Genomic DNA, 24114 nt, shown 5'->3' on the forward strand with positions numbered 1-24114 from the left:
AAGTGAAGCGGAGATTACGCAGTCAGTTGAATCGTCGTCGCGTCGACAAGCTCGCGATAGCGGTCTGGTGTGCACGTGAGCAGCACCACCTGGGTGCGCTCCCCCGGGCCGGAGAACACGGTGCTCACGCGCTGGAGCCGCTCCGGGTCGGTGTAACCGAGGGCGTCGTCGATGATGACGGGGACCCCAGCGCCACTCTCGACGAGGCCAGCGACCGCCAGACGGGACAGGATGCCGAGCTGCTCCTTGGCGCCTCCGGACAGCTGGTCGAACGGGACGCTCGTCCCCTCGAGCGCCCGACTGCTGATGGTGAGGTCATCGGCCACCTCGACGTCGAAGGAGGCGCCATAGGCCGCCTGACCCAGGCGGCGGATCTCGTCGCGGTAGGGACGCACGTAGGCACGGTGCGCCGCATCGCGGTGGCGCCCCAGCGTCTCGTGGAGCTGACGCGCAGCCCGTGCCTTGCCGTGCACGACGTCGAGCACACCCTTCAGCCGCAGGAACTCGTCCACCGCAACGGCATAGACCTCCTGACGCCCCTCCCCGCTGACCAGCTCAACCTGGCCCTGGACCTGAGCCAGCTGCTGCCGGACCCTGCCGAGGGCGACCTGGTGCTCACGACTGGTCTGCTCGATCCGCGCCAGGCGCGAGCGCACTCCGTCAACATCAGCCTCTTCAAGGGCCCGGCGGGTGACACCCACCTGCGCCTCGACCCGGGCATAGGCCGACCCTGCGACTTGCACCGCCTCGCGCAGCGCGTCGTCGGAGCTGTGCTCCTGGCTCTCGGCGAGCCTGCTGCGATCACGCTCGAGCCGCTCAGACACCTCGCTCTGGACGGCAACGGCCCGCTCCACCTGGAGCTCGACCTGGTCACACCGACGCTCATGCTCCCGCAGCGCCACCTCAGCCTGCTCCAGGGCGGCCGCAGCCTCCTGTCGCGCCGCAGAGGCCGCTCTGGAGACCGCACGTGCGGTGGCGACGTCCTCGGGCAGTGGATAGTCCTGTGGCCGGCTGCCGGACAACTCCGCCAGGGTGCTCTGGGCCTGCTCGAGCTCAGAGCTCAGATGCTCCGGTCGCTGGCCACCGAGGAGGTCGTCGATCTGCTCGGCGACGTGCCTGATGCGTGCTGCGACGGACGCCCGGTTGACAGCCACCTCACGCGCGGCAGCAAGGTCTCGGACACCGGCCTGCTCGAGCAACTCGCTCTGCAGTCCCTGCGCCGTGGCCAGGTCGGTCGCGAGCTGGGCCGAGCTCTCCTCCGGCCGGACGGTGACCCGCAGGTCACCGGGCAGCTCGAGGGTGAGGCCGCCCCGAACCGCGAGGTCGGCACCACTCTCCCCGGAGACGTCGACAGTCTCACCGTTGACGACCACGCTCCGACGCTCGCCGAGGACCTCCACGGACACCCTGGCGCTGCTGGCCTCCAGCCGGGAGCGCAACTCCACCACGGTGCGATCGGCGGCCTCCAGCGATCGAACCGCGTCAGCATCAAGATCCGGCAGATCCTCGAGGACCGCTCGCTCGTCGGTCTCCTCGGCACGCAGCTGCCTCAACCGCTGCGCCGTGCGCTCCAGCGTGGCCACGCGTGCGGTGACCTCGACGAGCTCGACGTCGGCGCTCGCCCGGCCAGCAACCTCGACGGCCTGGTCACGCACCCCCCGCGCGGTGTCGCGTGCCTCGACGAGTGGAGCCGTGTCCTGCTGGAGCGCGGCCAGCGCCTCCTGCTTTTCGGTGATGGACTCGGCTGCTGCCCTCAGCCGCTCCTGCGCATCGGTCAGGTCTTGCTGGGCCCGCTCGCGCCGCGCCAGGTCCTCGCCTGCACGAACTGAGTCCTGGCGAGCGCGGGCCAGCGCGGCGGTCGACTCGTCGTGGGCACGGACGAGCTCGGTGACCTCGGCGTCGTGCTCGCGCGCGGTCGCCAGCTGCGTCGTCAGTGACGTCTCGCGATCGGTCAGCTCGGTGAGCTCGTTGCGCAACCGCTCGTGACGCTCCACGAGCTCCTGCGTCTCGGTGACGGCCCGGTGGGCATGGACCGCCTCATCCCGTGCGGTGGAGGCAGCGGCCACGGCGTCCTTGAGCTCGCCGGTGAGGCGGCCGGTGGCGGTGTAGTAGCGGCGGAACTCCCGCTCCACCTGCTCCAGCAGCGAGGCCCCATCAGCGGAGTGCAGGTCGACCCCGCTGGCCCCGTCGAGCGCCTCAGTGAGCACCGCACTGTCGGTCAGTGCCATCTGGCCCAGCTCGCCGCCCTGGGTGAAACGCAGGGCATCCCACAACGGACGGTCCAGGGACTCAGCGAGGATCGCGTCGAGCCGGTGCTGCGCCTCCTCACCAGAGTGGTGCTCACGCACCGGGCTCAGGATCTCCAACTCGGTGGAGGCTCCGCGCAGCCACTGCTTGGCAAAGCGCAGGCGGTGGCGACCGACGCTGAACTCGGCCTCCACGCGCGGCCCGACATCGCGGCCGAGGGGCTTGAGCGCCTTGACAGCCCTCGACTGAGAGGTGGCCTTGGCCCGGGGATCGAGCAGCAGGTCAAAGGCCTCCAGCAAGGTGGTCTTGCCCACCTCGTTGGGACCCTCGATGACGACGACCCCGGTGTCGGGGAAGTCGATGGACCGGTCCACGACGCCCTTGACGTCGCGCAGGTGCAGGCGGTGCAGCTTCATCGTGCCTCCTCCCGCGCCAGGCGATACAGCAGTGACAGGGCGTCGGCGGCGCTGCGCTGATCATCCTCGCCGTCCGGGACGAACTCCCAGGCCAACGGGTTGGAGTCGTCATGCTGACTGGCGTCGTCGTCAGCCTGCTCGTCACCCAGCTCACGCGCACCGGCGGGTGTCTCCTCGGTCACGGCCAGGTCGCGCATCTCCTCAGCGGCCGCGCTCACGAAGCCGCCCAGCTGCAGGTCGGACAGTTGCGCGCCGTCGGCGCTGATGCCGACGTTGGTGTGCCGGTCCCACTGGTGGAGCGCGGCAAAGACCTCGCCCTGCTCATCCAGCAGGTCGGTCAGCGCGGCATGGTCACCGACGCCGAGCACCCCCTGCAGCGCCAGCCGGACCACCGTGCGGTCCTTGTCAGCGATGGCCGACAACTCACTTGCCAGGGCGCTCACGTCCCGTGCTCCGGAGACCTCACGGCGGATGGTGCGGAACGTCCAGGTCCCGATGTGGTGCGCCGTCACGTCCGGGCGCTGCCCCTCGGTCAGCTCGACGACGAGGACGTCCCCGGGCTGGGTCTCCCGGTGATCGGTGACCTCGGGCGCACCGGAATACCACACAGCACCGCTGTCCCCCACGCTCGTGCGCGAGTGCCGGTCGCCCAGGGCGACGTAGTGGATGCGGCCCGCGGCAAGCTCCGTCTCCAGGGGCTCCAGCGCGATGGCGCCGCGGTTGTGTCGGTCCGGGTCGAGGAGGTCGACTGCTCCGTGACCCACCACGATCCGCAGCGGGTCCGCGGAGGCGGCTGTCGGCATACGGCCGCTGGCCAGGGCTGCGGTGACGGACGCCCCCACCAGGTCGTGGTCGGGGTGCTTGCCTGACCACGGCGCCGGGATGAGCTCCACCCCGTCGCCCACCGAGACGGGCTCGGAGGAGTCCAGGACGTGCACGTGCGCAGGACAGTCGCGCACGAACTGTGGGCTGCGATAGATGGTGAGGGGGTCGAGCGGGTCGTGGTTGCCGGGCAGCAGATAGACCGGCACCGGGACCGTGGCCAGGGCCTCCAGCGCTCGCCCCACCGTCTGCCGGGACAGCTGGTTGGTCTCAAAGACATCCCCGCACACCACCACCAAGTCGCACCGCTGGTCACGTGCGAGGTCACCGATGCGCCGGATCGCATCGATCCGGGCGGCGGAGAACCGGGCCTGGGCCTCGCCGCCCAGATGGCGGCGGGTCATGCCGATCTGCCAGTCGGCGGTGTGCAGAAAGCGGACCATTGCGTCTCCTCCCTTGGTGGTGTCCCCACCGTAGGAGAGAGCACTGACAGACCCCGGCTGGCGCACCGGCCGGCCCCGGATCGGAGGCGCTATTGGCCGGGTCTGTCCACAGGAATATGGGTGCGGGGGCCACAAGCGAGTATCCTCGTGACATGCATAAACAGGCAGACCCAGTGGACGAACCAGCAGAGCCCAGTAGTACCGGGCCGGGCTCGGCCCGGCGCTTCACCCACACTGCCCCGCAGGGGACCGCAACGTGCTGATCGTCAGCGGCCTGCTCGTCATTTTCGTGCTCACCGTCCTGACCGGCTATTTCGTGGCCCAGGAGTTTGCCTACGTCTCGGTCGACCGCGGCCAGCTGCAGAAGCTGGCCGACGAGGGCGACCCGGCAGCGGCGCGAGCCCTGAAGGTGACCTCCCGCCTCTCCTTCACCCTCTCCGGTGCCCAGTTCGGCATCACCCTGACCGCCCTGCTCGTCGGCTTCGCCGGAGAGCCCTTGCTGGGTCGCGGCCTCGCCAACGTGATGGGCTTCACCGACCTGTCCCCCGCCGCCACGACCTCCCTGTCCCTGGCCATCACCCTGGTCTTCGCGACCGGCATCCAGATGGTGATCGGTGAGCTTGGTCCCAAGAACCTGGCCATCGCCCGGCCGGTGCCCCTGGCACGGGCGCTGTCCCGCTCCACGCTGATCTATCTCGCCGTGGCCGGACCGATCATCGGTCTGTTCGACCGGGCCTCCAACGCCCTGCTGCGGTCGGTGGGCATCGAGCCGCTCGAGGAGCTCCCGCAGGGAGCCACCCCCGAGGAGTTGCACCGCATCATCGACGAGGCGCACACAGGCGGCCTGCTGGACGAGGACCTCTCCCGCCTGCTGGGCCGCGGCCTTGCCTTCCGCAACCACGTCGCGCAGGAGGTCATGACCCCGCGCATCGACGTCGAGACCGTCCAGGCCGACGAGCCCGCGGCCCGCGTCCTGGAGCTGCTGGAGACCGGGCACTCCCGTTTCCCCGTCATTGGCCGCGACATCGACGACATCGTCGGCGTCATCGGCCTGCACGAGCTGCTCGCGGTCCCCGCGGCGCAGCGCCCCACGGCCACGGTCCGCGACCTGGCCAGCGACGCCCTGATCATCCCGGAGAGCCTGCCGCTGCCCCGGGTGCTGGAGCAGATGCGCGAGTCACACCGGCAGATCGCCGTCGTCGTGGATGAGTACGGCGGCTTTGCCGGCATCATCACCTTCGAGGACGTCGCCGAGGAGGTCGTGGGCGAGATCTGGGACGAGGGAGACACCGAGGAGGAGTCCGTCGAGGAGCAACCCGACGGCACCTGGGAGGTCCCCGCCCGCCTGCGCCTGGACGAGGTGCTGGACACCACCGGGGTGGCCCTGCCCGAGCACGAGGACTATGACACCGTCTCCGGCTTGATCATGGAGCGGCTGGAGCGCGTCGCTGAGGAGGGCGACACGATAGAGGTCGCCTGGGACGCCCGGGATGAGCACGGGTCCCCCGAAGTGCACCGGGTCCGCCTCGACGTGCTGTCGGTGCAGCGCTTCGTGCCCGACATGGTGCGGGTGCATGCCCCCACCACGCATCCGGGATCACTGGCCGATGAAGAGGTCCGCGCGGTCGAGGAGGTGGCCTCGTGAGCACGAGCACCGCTCTCCTGGTCAGCATCGTGCTGCTGGTCCTGAACGCCTTCTTTGTCGCGGCCGAGTTTGCCGTGGTCGCTGCCAAGCGCCACCGCCTGGAGGAGCGTGCGTCCGACGGCAGTCGCGCCGCCAAGGCCGCCGTCTCGGCCAGCAAGGAGCTCTCGCTCATGCTGGCTGGTGCCCAGCTCGGCATCACCCTGTGCACGCTGGGACTGGGCGCCCTGGCCGAGCCGGCCGTGGCCACGCTGCTGGAGCCGCTCATCCACTGGGTCGGGCTGCCCGCTGCGCTGACCCACGTCATCGCCGTGATCATCGCCGTGGCCCTGGTCGTCTTCCTGCACATGGTGGTCGGCGAGATGGCCCCGAAGTCGTGGGCGATCTCGCACCCGGAGACCTCGGCGGTGTTGCTCGCCCTGCCGTTCCGCGCCTTCACCTGGCTGAGCCGCCCGCTCATCTGGGTTCTCAACGAGTTGGCCAACCTGATGCTGCGGGCCTTTAAGGTGCAACCGGTCGACACCGTGAGTGCCACCCACGGTCCAGCGGAGCTGCAGCTGCTGCTGGCGCAGTCCCACCAGCACGGGGTGCTCCCCGACGCGGACCACGCGATGCTCACCGGAGCCCTCAAGCTCGAGGAGGAGACGATCGGCTCGGTGATGTTCCCCGTCTCCGACGCCGTCTGCGTCCCCCACACGGGCACCGCCCGCGACGTGGAGGACATCTGCCACGAGAGTGGCCGCTCGCGTCTCTTCGTGACCCGCGACGGCCAGATCACCGGTCTGGTTCACGTCCGGGATGCAGTGCGGGCGACGGCCGCCTCCCAGACGGAGTATGCCGTGACTCGCCTGGAGCAGGCGGCCATCACTCTCCCTGGGTCCCTGCCGCTCATCGACGCGGTCCAGCGGATGCGTCTGGAGCGCGCCCAGCTCGCCCTGGTCGGTGAACCGGACAGGCCCGTGGTCGGGCTCATCTCTCTGGAGGACCTGCTCGAGCAGATCCTTGGCGAGTTCGACGACGAGACGGACGAGCCGATGGCGGGTGCCCAGCACATGCAACCTACGCCTACAGCCTGACCGGCGTCACCCGGCAGCCCGGGCTTCAAGAATGGCCGTACGGACGCCGCCCCTCATGGAGCGGGGAGCGGGGGATATAGACCTTCCGGTTCCTTTGGGCAGGCTCCATACAGTTCTGCCACCGCAGCCTCGGACTCGGGTGTTGCCTCCGAGAATGGATTCCACCAATCCTCTGAACTGTAATACTGACCAAGCCACGCTTCTTGGGACGGTGCGACCGAGATGGGATACCCGAGGCGCTCGACGCAGGGTGCTGATTCCACCAGGTGCTCATAGTATTCCTGCGCTGGAACTAGCGGCAACTCCTGTCGTCGCCTCGGATCCAGAGGATACCGCGCCTGACACACGTAGACTGCCTCGTTGAGTGCGCCAATCTGGTCATCGGGAACGCGCGGCGGAATCACGCCCCCGTCACGTGTCGCTTTCGCATCGAAGCCAAACTCTGCGAGACAATCCACCTGCACACTGGCGAACTCTTCCTCTTCGATGAACCTCACGATCTCAACGGGTGGTGGATCGTCAACCCGATTTCCAGCAGCCAACTCTGGCCACCGCTGTTGCTCCAGGGCAACCATTTCCTCAAAAGATTCCGCGTCGCCCCAGTCTGGGACAACCCCCTCTGGAGTCCCTTGATTGTCAGCCTTCTGAACTTGGGGTTCAGCGGTCTGTGTTGACGAATCCACGTTATGGGCACTGCATGCAGTGCCCATAAAGCAAACTATGACCACACCGACATATCCGACACGCCTCATGCGTGACTAGGCAGGTGGGTAGCCAACCACTTAACACCGCGTCCGCCAGGAATTGGACAAATGCTTCCTTCGCGTGCGCTCAAAACGTAAATAACTTCAACGGCAACCTGAACTCTTGAGTGCATCTCAAGACTTCTTTGCGCCACACGATTGCCCTGGAGGGCAGTAGCAGCCAGCCGTGGGCTTGCCATATCTATCCATTTCGACTTCTCCCCTGCTTCCCTAGCGCGAATGTGCTACACGTCACTCCCATGAGCGCACGAGGAATGTACACCGCTCGACGTGCCGACGTCAATGCGACGAGACTCACCTAAAGTGGCTCTTCCCAATCGAGGGTGTAGCGGTGGTGTGATCGGGGGCGGCGCGTCGGTGCGGGGGTGTGGGTCGAGGTCTTCCGATGATGGGAGTTCCTACACCGCCCGATCTGGAAGACCTCGACGTGCCGGACGCTATCTTCACGACCCCTGACCTGACCACCTTCACCGGACTGGACGAGCTGGGCCTCGTGGCGACTGGCCAGCTGATCGAGCCCGAGCGTGCCGTCCTGGCCTGCCGGGTGGTGGAACCGGATGACTGGTGCCGCACCTGCGGCAGCCAGGGGTTCGCGCGGGACACCGTGGTCCGGCGGTTCGCGCACGAGCCGTTCGGGTGGCGACCCACGACGCTGCTGGTCACGGTCCGGCGCTATCGGTGTGCCGAGTGCGCTCACGTGTGGCGCCAGGACAGCAGCAAGGCCGCGCCGCCGCCGCGAGCGAAGATCTCGTGCGGGGCTGAGGTGGGCCCTGGTCGGGATCGTGGTCCAGCACCTGACCGTGGCCCGGGTCGCCGAAGCCCTCGCGGTGGCCTGGAGTACCGCTAACGACGCGGTCTTGGACGAAGGACGGCGGGTGCTGATCGATGACCCGCACCGCCTCGACGGCGTGCAGGTCATTGGGGTCGATGAACACCCCTGGCGGCACACCCGGCGCGGTGACAAGTACGTCACCGTGATCATCGACCTCACCCCCGTGCGCGACGGCACCGGCCCCTCCCGGTTGCTGGACATGGTCGAGGGCCGGACCAAGAAGGCTTTCAAGGCCTGGCTGGCGCAGCGGGATCAGGCCTGGCGCGACGGGGTGCAGGTCGTGGCCATGGACGGGTTCTCGGGCAGTAAATCGGCGACCGCCGAAGAGGTGCCCGAGGCTGTCCCAGTCCTCGATCCCTTCCATGTCGTCCGCCTCGCTGGCGAGGCCCTCGATGAGTGCCGGCGACGGATCCAGCAGGTCACCCGTGGGCACCGGGGCCGCAAGGGCGATCCGCTGTACAGCGCGCGGCGGACCCTGTCCACCGGAGCGGACCTGCTCACGGAGGAACAGCAAGACCGGCTCGACAAGCTGTTCGCCGCCGAAGAGCACCTGCAGGTCGAGCTGACCTGGGGCGCCTACCAGGCCATGATCACCGTCTACCGCGAACCCGACCGCACCCAGGGCGCCACCTTGATGCGCACGCTCATCGATTCCCTTGCCGCCGATGTCCCGGCGCCCCTGGTCGAGCTGCGCAGGCTCGGCCGTACCCTGTCCCGCCGAGCTGAGGACGTCCTGGCCTACTTTGACCGGCCCCGCACCAGCAATGGGCCCACCGAAGCTCTGAATGGTCGCCTCGAGCACCTGCGCGGTTCCGCCTTGGGCTTCCGGAACCTCACCAACTACATAGCCCGCGCGCTCCTGGCGGCCGGAGGATTCAGACCCCAACTACACCCTCGATTGGGATGAGCCCATAATCCCCAGGTCGGCACAATTGAAATTGTGCCGACGTCGGCACAATTTCGAAAACGACAGCGAGTTCCTCACCCACGCCGTCATCGGCTGGGCCGCCGACCAACAGATCTTCTTCACCAGGTCCCGGCCGTACAAGAAGAACGACCAGGCCACCATCGAATCCAAGAACAACCACCTGGTGCGCAAGTACGCCTTCTACTACCGCTACGACACCGCTGAGGAGCGCACGGCGCTGGGCCGGCTCTGGCCGTTGGTCAACGACAGGCTGAACTACCTCACCCCGACCAAGAAGCCGATCGGGTACGGGCAGGACCGCCACGGGCACCGCACCCGCCACTACGACAAGCCCGCTACCCCGCTGGACCGCCTCCTGAGCGCCCGGGTCCTTGTCCCCCCAGCAGGAGGCCGAGCTGACCACCTACCGCGACTCATTGAACCCAGCCGACCTCGCCCGCCGCATCGCCGAGCCACAAGAGCGGCTACTCGTCCTGGCCAAGGACAAGACCGAGCACCTCTACCTCGCCAGCTTCCCCTCAGCTCTGCCCGACGTCCGCCGCGGCATCCGCGTCCAGGCCAGCTGAGCCACACCCACTTTCGCGGGCAGTTCCTAGTTGAGGCACGGGCCCCGTTTCGCGGGCACCTTGACATGAGGCACCACGGAATGTGAAGACTCTCACATTGAGTTAGCAGGGTCACCTCCCCACACATGGCCAAGTGGTCTCCAACCTGATGATGGCCATGTCCAGTCGAAGACTCCGCCGTGCAGGGCGATCGAGCAGACCTTTGGCGAGTTCGGCAACGAGCCGACGGCTGGTGCCGAGCGGCCACGGGCCACTACGGCGATGATTCCCTGACGCCCAGCGGGTCGATACCTCCTGACCCAGCCATTTGGCATACAGGAAGAATGATGCGACTGCCCCGCCGCGCGCTCAACATGCACGCCCACCCACCGATCGTGGATCGGGCCACCTGGAAGGCCGCTGTCGCCGAACTTGACCAACAGTTGTCCCGGGAGAAGGCCGACACGCGGGAGGGCGACGCGATCGCCGCTGCCCGCCGACGACTCCCGATGACGGAGGTGCCCTCAACCGCCACTGTCGTGGGCCCCAACGGTCCGGTCTCCTTGGGACAGTGTGAGGGCTGCACACATGCAAGAAGGCCCCGCCGGAGCGGGGCCTTCCTGTGTGGTGCGGGTGTTGTCGGTGCTCAGACGCGGCCGTAGCCGCTGACGCCGGAGAAGACCGAGCGGTAGGTGACGCCGACGCCGGGGTTGCCCGCGTCGTAGACCATGCCGTTGCCGGCGTAGATGCCGACGTGATAGGCCGGGTAGCCCCAGAACACCAGGTCGCCGGGCTGCGGGTTGCTGACCGGGGTGGCGTAGGCCTGCTGGGCCGACGCGCTGCGGGGCAGGTTGATGCCGACCTGCGCGAAGACGTAGGAGGTGTAGCCGGAGCAGTCGAAGCCGGACGGGCTGCCGCCGCCGTAGACGTACGGGTAACCGACGTAGGACGCGGCAACGCCAATCACGCCGCCGCCACGGGGAGCGGGGGCCTGCTCCTGGACCGGGGCCTCCGCGCGCTCTTCGCTGCGGCTGGCGGAGTAGTCGTTGGAACGCTCCGAGTCCGTCGTCGTGCTCGGGGCCGAGCTGACGTCGGTGGTTGCCTCAGGGGCGGCAGCAGCCTCGGTCACCGGGGCAGCCTCAACAACAGGCTCCTCCTCGACGACCGGGGTGACGCCGGTGAAGCCGAGCGAGCCGAAGTCGGTCTCGACGTCCTCGGGGGCTGCGACGGCCACGGCGGGCAGGTCGGTGGGCTCAGCCATGATCGGCATGTTCGCGGCCAGCAGGTCAACGGCCGGGGTGGCAGTGAACTGGTTGCCGGAGACGACCGAGGCGACCTCGTCGACGATGCCCTGGGGGTTGGCGCTCGCGGGGGCGACAACAGTGGCCAGCAGGCCACCGGACGTCGCGACAACAGCGGTCGTCTTCGCCGAGCGGGAAATCGTGGTGCCAGCTGCAGTGAGCCGACTGGGCGCGCGGTGGCGACCGGGGATGCGGTGGGTCACGGTGTACCTCTCCAAATGCTTGCGGGGTGAGCTGTCGGGCTCGGGCTGGAGTGCGCCCGGAGCTCCGGCGAACCGGAACTCTTAGCCCCTAGGGGCCGAAGCCCCAAAGGTTGGGTCCCCCGCTCCTGCCAGCGGTGTTCTCAAAGATCCGCCCGCAGTGACAGGACTCAGCGCCTGCGGGTGGAGCGCCTCCGGGGAGAGGCAGCGGGAACGAGAGTACACACCCGATCGACCTAATGTCACGTTTCGGTAAAGGTCCTGTGGATAAAGAACAGGCATTCGCGCGGCTGTGGACGACTGACCTGCACGAACGTCGAGCACCCTGGGACAACTCCCAGGGTTCCTGTGAGGGAGTTCACATCACAACAGCGCAACGTCCAGGTGTCCCCAGACGTCTAGCCAAAGTGCCCCTGGCGGGGCGCCCGTTCCGGGCGGAGAATGGTGGTGCGGCCGTCCGGTGACGCCGTTGTTCCCTATGGTCCCTCGAGGCCGTCGTCTAGCCGGGTGCGGGAACCACATGGTGGGCTCTTCAATGCTGCCGATCCGGACGCCGGTTCGGTGTCCGGTGTGAGCGCGAGGACTAGATTCGCTGGTTTGCCCTGGTGGTCCCCCCGGGCGGTCGCTTCTATCCGAAGTGATCTGACCAGGAGGTCGAGAGGTGTTCACAGAGTCACAAGACGATGAGCAGATCATCGAGCGGGTCGCAGCGTTGGATATCGGCAAGGCCGAGATCGTGTGCTGCGTACGACTCCCAGCACCACCGGGAGGCAAACGGAGAGTGCAGGAGGTCAGCACACACTCCACGATGGTCGGCTCGTTGAGCGAGTTGGCCGAACGACCCGTCGAACTCGGCATCGAACGCGTCGTGATGGAAGCCACGAGCGACTACTGGCGGGCGCCCTTCTACCTGTTCGAGGCCCACGGGCTGAACCCGTGGCTGGTCAACGCCAAAGACGTGCGCCACCTGCCCGGACGACCCAAAACGGACGTGCTGGACTCGGTGTGGTTGTGCAAGGTCGCCGAACGACAGATGCTGCGCCCCAGCTTCGTACCACCGGCCCCGATCCGCCGGTTGCGGGACCTGACTCGTTACCGGGTCGACCTGGTCGAGGTCCGTGGTGCGGAGAAGAACCGGGTCGAGAAGCTGCTGGAGGATGCCTGCATCAAACTGTCGGTAGTGGCCAGCGACATCTTCGGTGTGTCGGGCCGGGCGATGCTGGCCGCGCTGCTGGCTGGCGAACGCGACCCCGTCAAGCTGGCGGACATGGCCCGCACGCGGATGCGTCCCAAGATCAAGCTGCTGCGGGAGGCCTTCGCCGGGCTGCAGGTCGGGACCTTCGATGAGCATCACCGGTTCCTGCTGGCCAGGATGCTGGAACGGATCGACCGCACCGACGCCGACATCGCCGACCTCGATACCGAGATCGAGGTGATGATCGCCCCTTTCGGTGACGACGTGACCCGCCTCGATGAGATCCCCGGGATCGGCCCGACCGCTGCCGCGATCATCCTGGCCGAGATCGGCACCGACATGACCAGGTTCCCCACCGCTGGCCACCTGGCGTCCTGGGCCAAGTTCGCCCCCGGGATCAAGTCCAGCGCTGGCAAGACCAAGGGCAACGGGTCCACCGGACACGGCAACCGTTACCTGGCCCGCGTCCTGGGCGACGCCGCCGTCGCTGCTGCCCGCACCCACACCTTCCTCGGTGCCCGCTACCGAAACATCGCCCGAAGACGTGGGAAGAAGAAGGCCATCGTCGCCCTGGGACGATCGATCCTGGTCATCATCTGGCAACTCCTGTCCGACCCCGAGGCCCACTTCATCGACCTCGGCGCCGACTACTACGACCGACGAGTCTCCACCGCCGCCAAACGCCGCAACCACGTCAAAGCCCTCGAAGCACTCGGCTACACCGTCACCATCGAACCAGCCGCCTGACCCACCCACACCCCATCCGGCTCCGCTGCGCTCCGCCGGAAGCTGTCGCGCGCCTGCTGAGTCCCATTCTCGGACTAGAGAAGATCTGCCCCGATGACTGCCCTCAGGGCGTGGTCACGAAGATGTGCGAGGCCACGTCGTGGGGCAGGGAGACGGCCGTGTCGCCCTCTCCCGCGCCTGTGACAACGACGCGATCCCCCTCGGTCCGCGCCCTGATCTGCTGGCCCGGGGCGACGCCGGCCTCGCCGAGCAGGGCCAACACGTCTGGCTCCACCTGAGCCGGCTCACCGATGCGCACGACCTCGACCGTGAGGTCGGCCTCGTCGGTCAGCACGTCGATCAGGTGCTGCCCGCCTGCCGTGCCAGTCGCAGCGAACTCTGGATCAAGCTCAGACAGCCCCGGGATCGGGTTGCCGTAGGGCGAGACGAGGGGGTCCTTGATGATCGTCAGGATCCGCTGCTCGACCTGATCGCTCATCACGTGCTCCCAGCGGCAGGCCTCCTCGTGCACGTGCGCGAGATCGAGGCCGATCACGTCGACGAGCAGGCGCTCAGCCAGCCGGTGCTTGCGCATCACGCGCACGGCCGTGCGACGCCCGTGCTCGGTGAACTTCAGGTGTCGGTCGTCCATCAGGTTCACCAGCCCGTCGCGCTCCATGCGGGCCACGGTCTGGGAGACGGTGGGCCCGGAGTGGCCGAGTCGCTCGGCGATCCGCGCGCGCAGGGGCACCACCCCGTCCTCCTCGAGCTCGAGGATGGACTTCAGATACATCTCGGTGGTGTCGATCAGGTCAGTCATGGCTGGGCCCTCCGTGGCAACTCAAGGTCTGGCCCTGATCCTACTGAGGGCGACGGATATACCAACGCCGTGAGCAGCCCAGACCATTCCTTGCCGTTTCAACGGTTAGCATGGGTCGGCGAATCCCACGACTGCAGGAGAACCATGCCCAGGCCGGACCGTTCGACCAGCAATGCCCCCAAGGGCGGCAAGAAGAAGGGCGGCAAGGCCCCCCAGGGAGCGGCCGCCGACCGCCAGGCGCGGGTCGCCGCCATCCAGAAGAAGGCCAGCGCCAAGGGCCGCCGGAGCACCTCGGTGATCTGGATCGCCCTCGCCCTGGTCCTGGTCCTGATCGGCGGGTTGGTGGCCTGGGCAGTCATCGACCAGAACAACAACCGCCCGGGCATGGGCGCGGTCGTGACCTATGACGAGTTGGACGACCCCAGCGACGACCTGGGGCGCAACCACGTGCAGACAGCCGTGGAGTATCAGCAACACCCGCCGGTCGGCGGCGACCACAACTCGATCTGGCTGAACTGTGGCATCTATGAGGAGCCGGTCCCCAGCCACCACGCCGTCCACTCGTTGGAGCACGGCGCGATCTGGCTGACGTACCAGCCGGGCATCGCCGAGGGCGACCTGGACGCGCTGCGCGACCTGGCCTCCCAGGAGTTCGTCCTCCTCTCGCCCTACGAGGACCAGGAGTATCCGGTCATGGCAACCGCCTGGGGACGTCAGCTCGGGGTCGAGTCCGCCAGCGACACCCGCATCGAGCAGTTCATCCGCGACTGGCGGCAGGGACCGCAGACACCGGAGCCCGGAGCGGCCTGCAGCGGCGGCACCTCCGTGGACCGGGTCGGCGGCTGACCTTGGGCGCCGCCGCAGACGACGAGACCTCGGAGCCTTCCGCCCGGCAGTCATCGCGCTTCGGTGGGGTCGGCATCGGCCTGATCACGGGCGTGGCGGTCATTGGCCTCATCCTCGGGACCCAGCTGGGCTGGTTGGTCTTCGGCAACTCGACGCCGGGGGACGAGAGCGTCGCGGCCGGCTTTGCCCGGGACATGGGCGAGCACCACGCGCAGGCCGTCGAGATGTCGTTGGAGGTGCTGCAGACCACCGAGGACGAGGGCGTGCGCGCGCTGGCCACCGACATCGCCTCCACGCAGGGCAACCAGCAGGGGCAGATGGAGGGCTGGATCCGCACCTGGGGCCTGCCGATGGCACGCCCCGGCGACCGGATGGACTGGATGGATCCCGTGGACCACTCCATGCACATGGTGGAGGGCGCCCCGATGGCCGGCATGGCCAACCCCGAGCAGATGGAGTCACTGCGGGCCGCTGACGGCGAGGCGGCCGACGTGCTCTATCTCCAGCTGATGACCACCCACCACATCGCTGGCGTCGAGATGGCCGAGGCTGCGGTGGATCTGGGCGTCGACGGCGAGGTGAAGCGCCTGGCTGCCGCCATGGTCAACGGTCAGGAGTCCGAGATCGACCTCATGCTCGGCATGCTCGAGGAGCGTGGCGAGCAGTCCCAGGAGCAGTCCGGGATGACGGTGGGGGTGGCCGAGCAGGGCGAGCCGATGGACCATGACGACATGGGCCACGGCGAGGACGACTCAGCGGACGACACCGGCGGCCACAACCACTGAGCTCGCCTCAGGGCTGCAGCCGGGTCACTGCCCAGGAGGCTGCGTCGTCCAGGTCCCCGTCGCCCACGCGGGCGAGCACCAGGCGGTCGTGGAGCCGGTTGATGCGGCCGGCCCAGAACTCCACCTGGTCAGCCCTGACCCGCACCGCGCCCCAGTGCTCGGGCACCGGCACGTCCTCGGGACGTCCGTGGTCAGGGAACCGAGCGGCATACTCCGCATAGGTCGCCTCGAGTTGCTCCCGCCCTCCGGCGGGCTGTGACTGGTCCGAGGCCCAGGCGCTGACCCGCGAGCCCCACGGCCGCTGCTGGAAGTAGGTCTCCACCTCGGCCCGGTCCACCAGCTCTGCGGTGCCGCGGAATCGGACGGCCCGGAACATGCTCGGCCAGGTCAGGCTCGCCGCGATCCGCGGGTTGCCCGCCAACTGCCGTCCCTTGGTCGACTGCAGGTTGGTGACGAAGCCCGGCCCGCGCGGGTCCAGGAAGCGCATCAGGACGGTGCGCACGTCCGGACCGTCCTCGTCCACGGTCGCGACCGAGAGCGCATCGGGCTCGGGCACGTCCCCCTGCTCCTCCTGGCGCGCGCGGGCTTCCTCGACCCACCGGCTGATCTGCTGGAAGGGTGTGGCGGCCAACTGCTCCTCCCCCAGCCCGGACCCTGCATAGTCCGTCCGCAGCACTGCTCTCACCTCATCACTGGCCATGCCCTCAGTATGCGGCCCGCTTAGGGTGGGTGGTCAACGGGTTTCGTGGCGAGGAGGCGCACCATGGCAGGCAAGGGCAAGGCGGCGGGTCGGCTCATCAAGTACGGGCCAATCGCTGTCACTGCTGCTCAGCGGTGGGGCCCCGTCGTGTGGGAGCAGGTGAAGAGCCAGCGCGAGCCGGCCGAGAAGTTCGTCCAGGACAAGGTGGCCAAGGGCAACCAGCGCAAAAAGGCGATGGCCCACGCCGCCACCGTGATCGACGGCTCGGTGTTGCAGGTCTTCCACCTCAACACGGCGCACTGGGTGGTCTTCTCCGGTGACGACCCGATCGCCGTCCACCCCCCGGCACAGGCGGACTTCGAGGAGCTCCTGGACCGGGCCGACCTGAGCAAGCGGGTGCTCCCCCAGGACAGCACCGTGATGGTCAAGGTGCCGCGGCCCCGACGGCGCACCAAGGGGGCCACCGCCCGGGTGCCGCGTCAGGAGCCGGCGACCGGTCCGCATACCCCTGACTCCCCCGTCGCCCCGGGCCGCATCGTGCGGGGCGAGGTCACGGGTGGGACGGAGGAGGCCGACCGCCAGCTGTGAAGTCACGCCCAGGGGTCGGCTTCCTTCGGCCCCCGCGCTCTTGCCACCAGCAGAAGGGCGGCGATGACTGGGACCATCGCAACCACGTAGCGGGGTCGGGCCTCGAAGAGCATCAGGTAACCGCCGACAACGACCAGCGTGGTGCACAGCGCGGTCTCGAGAACGCCCGGTCGCATCCTGAGCAATGAGTACCCCAGCAGCGCCAGCACGGCCAGCCAGAATCCTTGACTGACGGCGGCCTTCACTGGATAGAGGGAGCCACTGGCAACGGCGACCTCGGACAGCGGAGCCAGGGTGTTGAAGACGGGCTGCGGCTTCTGTCGGCTATCTAGACCCTCTCCCGACGCCCAGAACGTACCGTCGGCCCACGTCCAGGCCACCTTCATCACAAAGAATCGTGCGGTCGCAACAAATCCTTGAGAAGTGATATTCGACTCGACCCTGTCCCACAGCATGTCGCGACGTTCCCGTTGGTCGTCGATAGCGGCGGTCGCATCGACCATCTCTTGGCGGTATGCACCATAGCGCCTCACTGGCGAGGCGTCCTTCGTGTCGTATGTGCCGGAAGCCAGCCACATCACGGCAGGGAACGGCTCCCGCACCTCACTCAGTACCCTATCATCCAGGCCCGTATACGATTCAGCCACCGAGGAACTTGCCATGAAAGCAAGTAGAAAAACCGCGCTAGCGGATACCGCACCATGGAGATATCGCGTGCGAAGTCGTTGTGACCGTACCAATATGATGGCCGCTACTACCCCGACACCGCAACCAAGCACCAGTGCCACGGTATAGACTTTAAGAACTACGGCGAAAGCGAGAACACATCCTCCCACGGAGCACAAAACGTAGAATCCACTCCCCGATCGACATCGAAAGAGCGCTGCCATGGCGGTGACACCCGCGGCGACGCAGACCGCGGCAGGGAGGTCCGAGTATGGCACTGCAACCATGGGTGTCAGCCCGAGCAATACCAGAATTATCCCCTGAATAGGCAGGATCCATTCTGGCTCTTTCAGCAGCGAAGCGATACACCCTATGCACATCGAGACAACCACCACGCAAAACACCTGGAAGAGCACGAGACTCATGGTCGGGGAGAACCCCACCGCATGGCCGAGGTCGACAATTAACATTTCTAGGGCAAGCAGTGGCACATTATTTGGAAAGCGCGCGAAGTAGTCCAGCACGTGATCGCTGAGGTGTCGGTCTTGCGAGAGAGTCTCTGCGGCATTGGCGACCGCGCCGGCATCCCAACCATAGGAGATCACGGCCGAGAAGGCGTAGGTAGTCGTACCGACTGCCACGAGGGCGCCACCTAGGCAGAGCGCGAGCAGCGGTCGGCGCGCCTGCCACGCGGCCAACGTGCGTCCCCTCTGGAACAAAAGGCCGAGCAGCAACACTCCGATGAACGTCGTCAAGACGAGGCCGCGATCGAAGACGAACCAGGAGTTCCTGGGTGCCACGAGGGCGACAGCCACCACGAACATCAGCGCAGCGAATACCAGGAGACGCACGAAGCGCCCGTAACTCCTCGTCGCCACCTGCAGCGCTACGTAGAATTCTCGATATCGAGCTCGCCGCGACACGCCTAGCGTCCGTCGGTATCCCAAGGCTGCGGCTCCGGACAGGCGTGCAGTGCCGAATCCATCTCCACGATACCCTCGTATGGCGACCACGGCGTCACGTCGGAGCCTCCGACCCTAGCTTTCCACTCTGCCAAGAAGCGCTCCCACGAGTCAGGACCGTGCGGCGAGAAGCCCTGCTCCTTGAGGCACTCCAAAGTAGCCAAAGATGACTCGTAGAGCACCCTGAGCTCCCCTTCATCCAACGGAGCAACCTCAGGATAGCCTGCTTCCTCTTGGCATTCCTCTGCCGCCTCGTGCGTTAATATCCCGCTAGTATCACCGGGTGCATCGCTGATTGACACCGAACCATCAGAGTTGCGGTCGATGACAAAACCGCGTTCCTCCATGCAGAGATGAAATCGGCCATCCGCCTCTCGCCCAGCCTGCAACTCCCCTGCCCGGTCGGGCGGCGCTGCAGATTCCGCCTCCTCCGCGGGTACTTGAGTGCACGCCACAAGGAATCCTGCGCACAGCGTCACGACAACCGTCAGCACAATCCACCATCCCGAACGGCGTGGCGTATCGTCAGGGCACATTGCGAGGTGGTGCTCCGAAACTTGAGCCTGGCGTGCGGCAGATGATGTCAGCGGCACGAACCGAAGGTTCTGGGAGCATTTATTGAAACAGATGCAGATGCAGACCAACTACCCCCGTCCTTGTACACGGTGGCGCTGTAAGAGCGCTCATAGTTATTGAAAGACGAGTACCACCAGGAACTCGCCCCTGGTGCGCGCAAACCGATCGTGCCAACACCCGTTCCCGTGGCATAGGCGTCTTCGTAGAGTTCACAGGTAACTGAGCCAGAGTCATACTCTGCAGCAACAGCGGCGCCAGCGAAGCCAAACAAGAGCCCGACAGTCGCAACTACCGCAACAACCATTCGCTTGAGCATGGAATACTCCTTGTGGTTGTGCCCCCAGACCCCTTCAGTCAGGGCACTATAATCACGGTATCGGCAGCTGGGACTTCTGTCAACACTTGAGTTGTCAAACATATTTCCGCGATCCACTTCGCTGCGTCGTGTTGTTGTTGTGCCTACAGTCGCGGATGTTCCCGATGATTAGTCGGCACCTGGATCAGCAGGCTGAGCACCGCACCGAGCCCGGCGAGCACCATCGGATAGACGCAGACATAGACCCGCCAGGCCGTGCCCGCCTGACCGCCGGGATCATCGCCGGAGTAGTAGCCGAACAACGCACCGAGCGAGGCCAGCGCGACGCCCGCAACAGCCCCGGAGAGCCGGCCGAAGAAGCCGAACGCGGCCAGGAAGATGCCCTCCCGGTGGGCGCCGTGGACCGCGGTGTCCTCGTCGAGCACACGGGCGATGACCAGGTCGTTGCTGGCCAGCATGCCGCCATAGCCGACCCCCAGGCACAGGCCGGCCAGGATGGCGGTGATCAGGTCGTGGGCGAGATAGAGCGGGACGAAGCCCAGGGTCAGCAGCACCAGCGACAGGCGCCAGGTGAAGGGAGCACCCTTGACCCGCACCACCTTCGCCCACACCGCCAGGAACCCGACCGTGGCGAGGATGACCACGCCCTGGAGATAGAGGGCGTAGGCGACCTCAAGGCCCAGGGAATAGCGGACATAGAGCTGGACGCCGGTGAGCACCAGCCCCATCGCGGACAGGTAGCAGGCGCTGACGACCCCGATCTGCCAGAACCGCGGGTTGGTCAGGATCGCTCTCACGGTGGGCAGGAAGGGCGTGCGCGGCGCGTGGACCGCCCGCGGGTCCTCCCTGACGCCGAGGGTCATGTAGAGGATGACCGCGCAGGCCAGCACGCCGTAGAGGATCGCGGTGATCGTGAAGCCCTCGGTGGTCTCCTCGGTGCCGAACACCGAGGTCGTCAGCCACGGTGTGAGTGCGAGTGAAACGACGAGCGCCAGGAGCTGGAAGCCCTGGCGCAGCGCGTTGGCCACGGCCCGCCGACTCTCCTGCGGGAACAGTTCGGGCAGCAGGGCCCCGTAATTGGCGTTGATCATGGAGTCGGCGGCCTCGCACAGGATGGCGAAGGTCGCGAACCACACGACCAGCCCTGCTCCGTCGAGCGACTCGGGCACCGTGAACAGTGCGATCGTGCCCAGCGCGAGGACCGGGGCGCCGACCAGCAGCCACGGACGGCGCCGGCCCCAGCGGGTGCGGGTGCGGTCGGACAGGAAGCCCAGGACGGGGTTGTCGATCGCGTCGATGATCGCGTAGGCCACCATGACGATGCCGTAGAGCCGCACGTCGAGCCCGAGCATGTCGACGTAGAACAGGACGATCGAGCCCTTGATCATGTTGATCGGGATCGAGGTGCCGAACATGCCCACGGCATACCGGGCCGGGTGGGTCGACGACGGGCCGCTGCTGGGGGGCTGCGGTCCGGTCACGGGGGTCAGCCTGCCAGACGTATGCCGAGGTGCCGGCCGTCAGCGGCCGACGGCGTAACCCTGCATGCCGCGCGGGTTGGCGCCGGCGCTCAACAGGCCGCTCTCCGGGTCGCGCGCCACAGCGCACATCCGGCCGAGGCTCCACGGGCCCTGCTCCAGCACGTCGTGCCCGCGTGAACGCAAGTCGGAGCGGACCGTCTCGGGCAGCCGGTCCTCGACGACGAGCACGCCGGGCTCGGTGATCCGCGGGTCGAACGAGCCCGGGAAGCTGGTGGTGTGGAAGGCGGGGGCGTCGATCGCCTCCTGCAGGGTCGCGCCGTGGGCCAGGTGCCGCAGCAGGAACAGGGACTGCCACTGGTCCTGCTGGTCACCACCCGGCGAGCCGCACGCGAGCACCGGACGACCCTCGCGCAGGACGAGCGTGGGCGTCAGGGTCGTGCGCGGTCGGCGTCCGGGCCGCAGCGAGGACGGCAGGCCCTGCTCGAGCCACATCATCTGCAGGCGGCTGCCGAGCGGAAAGCCGAGCTCGGGGATGACCGGCGAGCTCTGCAGCCAGCCACCACTGGGGGTCGCCGAGACCATGTTGCCCCAGCGGTCGACGACGTCGAGGTGGCAGGTGTCGCCACGGGTGACCCCGTCGGGGCCGACATCGGGTTCGCCCCGGTCCTCGCGTTGCGCCTGCTCACGGGTGACCGTGGGTTCGCCGACGCCCGGGCCACCGCCAGCCACCTCGGTGAGCCCGGCGAAGGCTGCCATCCGTGGCGTGCGACCACCGGGCGAGCCGGGCCGGACCGTGCGATCGGCGTCCGCACCGATGAGCGATGCACGCTGCGCCAGATAGTCAGGGTCGAGCAGATCGTCGATGGGCACCGGCTCATCACCGGAGTCGCCGAACCACGCCTCGCGGTCGGCCATCGCCAGCTTCCAGGCCTCCGCGACGGCGTGCACACCGTCGGCGGTGTCCGGGTCGGGCGGGTCCCCGAGTGCGTCGAGCATGCCCAGCACCTGCAGCAGCGCTGGCCCCTGGCCCCACGGGCCGGTCTTGGCGATGGTGTGGCCCTGCCATTCCCGCGTCAGCGCCGGCTCCCAGGTGGCGGAGTAGTCCGCCAGGTCCTGGCCGGTGAGGACCCCTGGCAGCACGCGGCCGTCGGAGTGCCGGAAGGCACGACGGGCGAACGCGTCCACCGCCTCGGCGACGAAGCCCTGCGACCAGGCGGCACGCACCGCCTCCACCTGGGCCTCCCGGTTGCCCGCACCCTCCCCGGCGGCCACCAGACGATCGAGGGTGTCGGCCCACGCCGTGTTGCGGAACAGCTCCCCCGGCCGCGGCGGTCGTCCGCCGGAGAGCCAGACGTCGGCCGAGGTGGTCCAGTCCGACTCAAAGAGGTCCTGCACTGCCGCCACCGTCGCCCCCACCCGGGCGACCAGAGGGTGGCCGTGCCGCGCGTAGTGGCACGCTGGCGCGAGGACCTGAGCGGGCGGCATACTGCCGTGGTCCCGCAGCAGGAGCAGCCAGGCGTCCACCGCTCCGGGGACCGCCGTGGCCAGCGGTCCAGATCCGGGCACCCGGTCCATCCCCTGGGCGCGGAAGTGCTCGACGGTCGCGCCCGCCGGGGCCGGGCCCTGGCCGCACAGCACGGTCGGCGTCGGGTCGTCAGCGGTGGCGATGATCGCGGGCAGGTCGCCCCCGGGGCCGTTGAGGTGCGGCTCGACCAGGTGCAGCACGAAGCCGCCAGCGACGGCTGCGTCGAAGGCGTTGCCCCCCTGCTCGAGGATCCCCATCGCCGTCTGCGAGGCGATCCAGTGCGTGCTGGAGACCATGCCGAAGGTGCCGGTCAGCGTCGGGCGCGTCGTGAAGTCAGCCATGTCGCTCAGTCCACCACAGCGGCCAGGACGGCAGCGGCCAGGAAGAGCGCGAGCGCCACCAGGACGATGACCCGGCGCGAGCGGGGCGTCATCAGATGACCTTCTCCGCGAGCGGCTCGGTCGTGCCGTATTGCACGCTGAGCCAGTTGCCCCGCTCACGCTGCAGGCGAATCCTGATGTCATTGGTGCGCATGACATAGATGGTCGCAAGAGAGACGGCCAGGCCGCACGTCACGGTCGCGATCAGGATGGTCCAGCGTGCACCAAAGGTCTCCCCGATCCAGCCGATGACCGGTGCTCCCAGAGGAGTGCCACCCATGAAGACGGCCATGTAGAGCGCCATCACCCGACCACGCACCTCGGGCGCGACGCTGAGTTGGACCATGGAGTTGGCGGTGACCATCACGGTCAGCGCCGAGAGCCCGGTCGGGATCAGCAGCAGGGTGAACGTGACGAAGTTGGGCGACAGGCCCACGAACAGGGTGCACAGGGAGAACACGCCCATCGAGCCGAGCAGGATCCGCAGCCTCGGCTTCTCCCGGCGGGCAGCGAGCAGCGCGCCGCCGAGCGAGCCGATCGCCATCACGGAGCCGACGATGCCGTAGTCGGTCACGCCCCGCCCGAAGACCTCGGTGGCCATCAGGGCGTTGGTGATCTGGAAGTTCATCCCGAAGGTGCCGTGGATGAAGATCAGCGTCATGATCAGGATGAGGTCGGGGCGGTGCTTGACGTAGGCCAGGCCCTCTCGAATGCGCCCCTTGCCAGCAGCGATGGGGGCGGGGGTGAGCCGGGTGGGGTCCATCGCCAGGAGGGCAAAGATCACCGCGACGAAGGAGAACGCGTTGACCATCAGGGTCGGGCCGATGCCGATCCAGGCGATCAGCAGGCCTGCTGCGCCGGGGCCGATGAGGCGGCCGCTGTTGAAGGACGCGCTGTTCAGTCCCACGGCGTTGGTGATCTGGGTGGGCGGGACCATCTCGGAGACGAAGGCCTGCCGGGCCGGGCCGTCGACTGCGGCCGAGCAGCCCTGGATGAAGGCGAGCAGATAGATGTGCCAGAGCTCGGCCACCCCAGTGATCACGAGCAGCGCCATGGCCATGGCGGTGAGGGCCATCAGTGACTGGGTCACGATCATGACCTTGCGCTTGGCGAAGCGGTCGGACACGGCTCCTGCGGCGGGGGCCAGGAGCACCATGGGCAGGAACTGCAGGCCGGTCACGATGCCCAGGGCCTGCGCGGAGTTGTTGGTCAGCTGGGTCAGGACCAGCCAGTCCTGGGCGACGCGGCCCATCCAGGTGCCGGTGTTGGAGATGACGCCGCCGGCGGCGTAGATGCGGTAGTTCTTGATGGACAGCGAGCTGAACATGGTGC

Annotated in this window: 18 protein-coding genes, 1 pseudogene and 1 riboswitch; of the genes and pseudogenes, 9 read left to right on the forward strand and 10 right to left on the reverse strand. The window is 67.6% G+C overall.

The annotated features are described in order from the left end of the window. Positions 1 to 14: 14 nt before the first annotated feature. Both NF556_RS18275 and NF556_RS18280 read right to left on the reverse strand, forming a co-directional pair. On the reverse strand, positions 15 to 2663 hold the full coding sequence (locus NF556_RS18275) for an AAA family ATPase (RefSeq protein WP_252592626.1): 2649 nt from the start codon (positions 2661 to 2663) through the stop codon (positions 15 to 17). Further along, a complete protein-coding gene (locus NF556_RS18280) occupies positions 2660 to 3928 on the reverse strand; it encodes a metallophosphoesterase family protein (protein WP_252592627.1) in 1269 nt (422 codons plus the stop codon). The genes NF556_RS18275 and NF556_RS18280 overlap by 4 nt, the downstream gene beginning before the upstream one ends. A 256-nt stretch (positions 3929 to 4184) precedes the next feature. On the opposite strand from NF556_RS18280, the gene NF556_RS18285 reads away from it, so the two are divergent. Further along, complete coding sequence (locus tag NF556_RS18285) at positions 4185 to 5573, forward strand: hemolysin family protein (protein ID WP_252592628.1); 1389 nt, start codon at positions 4185 to 4187, stop codon at positions 5571 to 5573. Continuing rightward, positions 5570 to 6646, forward strand: coding sequence for a hemolysin family protein (locus NF556_RS18290; protein ID WP_252592629.1), 1077 nt, complete (start codon positions 5570 to 5572; stop codon positions 6644 to 6646). Before NF556_RS18285 ends, NF556_RS18290 begins: the two co-directional genes overlap by 4 nt. 53 nt (positions 6647 to 6699) lie before the next feature. Here NF556_RS18290 and NF556_RS18295 read toward each other — a convergent pair whose 3' ends face one another. After that, positions 6700 to 7356: a hypothetical protein gene (locus NF556_RS18295; protein ID WP_252592630.1), complete on the reverse strand. Its 657-nt coding sequence runs from the start codon at positions 7354 to 7356 to the stop codon at positions 6700 to 6702. A gap of 442 nt (positions 7357 to 7798) precedes the next feature. Between NF556_RS18295 and NF556_RS18300 the strand changes: the two are divergent. The 3 genes and pseudogenes from NF556_RS18300 to NF556_RS18310 all read left to right on the forward strand — a co-directional run bounded on the left by NF556_RS18300 (position 7799) and on the right by NF556_RS18310 (position 10377). Then, positions 7799 to 9149: pseudogene (locus tag NF556_RS18300) on the forward strand (ISL3 family transposase). A 392-nt stretch (positions 9150 to 9541) separates the two neighbouring features. After that, positions 9542 to 9736, forward strand: coding sequence for a hypothetical protein (locus NF556_RS18305; protein WP_252592631.1), 195 nt, complete (start codon positions 9542 to 9544; stop codon positions 9734 to 9736). Between the two features lie 353 nt (positions 9737 to 10089). Continuing rightward, positions 10090 to 10377, forward strand: a complete 288-nt coding sequence (locus tag NF556_RS18310) for a DUF899 family protein (RefSeq protein ID WP_345780154.1) — start codon at positions 10090 to 10092, stop codon at positions 10375 to 10377. Here NF556_RS18310 and NF556_RS18315 read toward each other — a convergent pair. Continuing rightward, positions 10362 to 11219, reverse strand: a complete 858-nt coding sequence (locus tag NF556_RS18315) for a C40 family peptidase (protein WP_252592632.1) — start codon at positions 11217 to 11219, stop codon at positions 10362 to 10364. The genes NF556_RS18310 and NF556_RS18315 overlap by 16 nt on opposite strands. Before the next feature lie 2 nt (positions 11220 to 11221). Beyond that, positions 11222 to 11363: riboswitch (cyclic di-AMP (ydaO/yuaA leader) on the reverse strand. Positions 11364 to 11877: 514 nt separating this feature from the next. Between NF556_RS18315 and NF556_RS18320 the strand changes: the two genes are divergently transcribed. Then, positions 11878 to 13158 (forward strand): IS110 family RNA-guided transposase, encoded by a 1281-nt coding sequence (locus tag NF556_RS18320; RefSeq protein WP_252592633.1) that lies wholly within the window; start codon positions 11878 to 11880, stop codon positions 13156 to 13158. 103 nt (positions 13159 to 13261) lie between these two features. Here NF556_RS18320 and NF556_RS18325 read toward each other — a convergent pair whose 3' ends face one another. Beyond that, positions 13262 to 13957, reverse strand: coding sequence for an iron-dependent transcriptional repressor DtxR (locus NF556_RS18325; RefSeq protein WP_252592634.1), 696 nt, complete (start codon positions 13955 to 13957; stop codon positions 13262 to 13264). A gap of 144 nt (positions 13958 to 14101) precedes the next feature. Between NF556_RS18325 and NF556_RS18330 the strand changes: the two genes are divergently transcribed. Then, on the forward strand, positions 14102 to 14803 hold the full coding sequence (locus NF556_RS18330) for a thioredoxin-like domain-containing protein (RefSeq protein WP_252592635.1): 702 nt from the start codon (positions 14102 to 14104) through the stop codon (positions 14801 to 14803). 2 nt (positions 14804 to 14805) lie between these two features. Continuing rightward, positions 14806 to 15588: a DUF305 domain-containing protein gene (locus NF556_RS18335; RefSeq protein WP_252592636.1), complete on the forward strand. Its 783-nt coding sequence runs from the start codon at positions 14806 to 14808 to the stop codon at positions 15586 to 15588. A gap of 7 nt (positions 15589 to 15595) precedes the next feature. Here NF556_RS18335 and pdxH read toward each other — a convergent pair whose 3' ends face one another. Then, positions 15596 to 16288, reverse strand: coding sequence for a pyridoxamine 5'-phosphate oxidase (gene pdxH, locus NF556_RS18340; RefSeq protein ID WP_252592637.1), 693 nt, complete (start codon positions 16286 to 16288; stop codon positions 15596 to 15598). A 63-nt stretch (positions 16289 to 16351) separates the two neighbouring features. Here pdxH and NF556_RS18345 point away from each other — a divergent pair, with 63 nt between their 5' ends. Then, positions 16352 to 16876: a hypothetical protein gene (locus NF556_RS18345; RefSeq protein ID WP_252592638.1), complete on the forward strand. Its 525-nt coding sequence runs from the start codon at positions 16352 to 16354 to the stop codon at positions 16874 to 16876. 2 nt (positions 16877 to 16878) lie between these two features. On the opposite strand, the gene NF556_RS18350 is transcribed toward NF556_RS18345, so the two are convergent. The 4 genes from NF556_RS18350 to NF556_RS18365 form a co-directional block, all read right to left on the reverse strand. Further along, a complete protein-coding gene (locus NF556_RS18350) occupies positions 16879 to 18366 on the reverse strand; it encodes a hypothetical protein (protein ID WP_252592639.1) in 1488 nt (495 codons plus the stop codon). Positions 18367 to 19539: 1173 nt separating this feature from the next. Then, entirely contained in the window at positions 19540 to 20877 is a 1338-nt protein-coding gene (locus NF556_RS18355; RefSeq protein ID WP_252592640.1) for an MFS transporter, read from the reverse strand. Positions 20878 to 20916: 39 nt separating this feature from the next. Next, positions 20917 to 22743 carry a gamma-glutamyltransferase family protein gene (locus NF556_RS18360; RefSeq protein WP_252592641.1) on the reverse strand — a complete coding sequence of 609 codons (1827 nt, stop codon included), beginning with the start codon at positions 22741 to 22743 and terminating at the stop codon, positions 20917 to 20919. A gap of 91 nt (positions 22744 to 22834) precedes the next feature. Next, positions 22835 to 24109: an MFS transporter gene (locus NF556_RS18365; RefSeq protein ID WP_306237978.1), complete on the reverse strand. Its 1275-nt coding sequence runs from the start codon at positions 24107 to 24109 to the stop codon at positions 22835 to 22837. Positions 24110 to 24114: the final 5 nt, after the last annotated feature.

The organism is Ornithinimicrobium faecis, assembly GCF_023923225.1.
Lineage (GTDB): Bacteria > Actinomycetota > Actinomycetes > Actinomycetales > Dermatophilaceae > Ornithinicoccus > Ornithinicoccus faecis.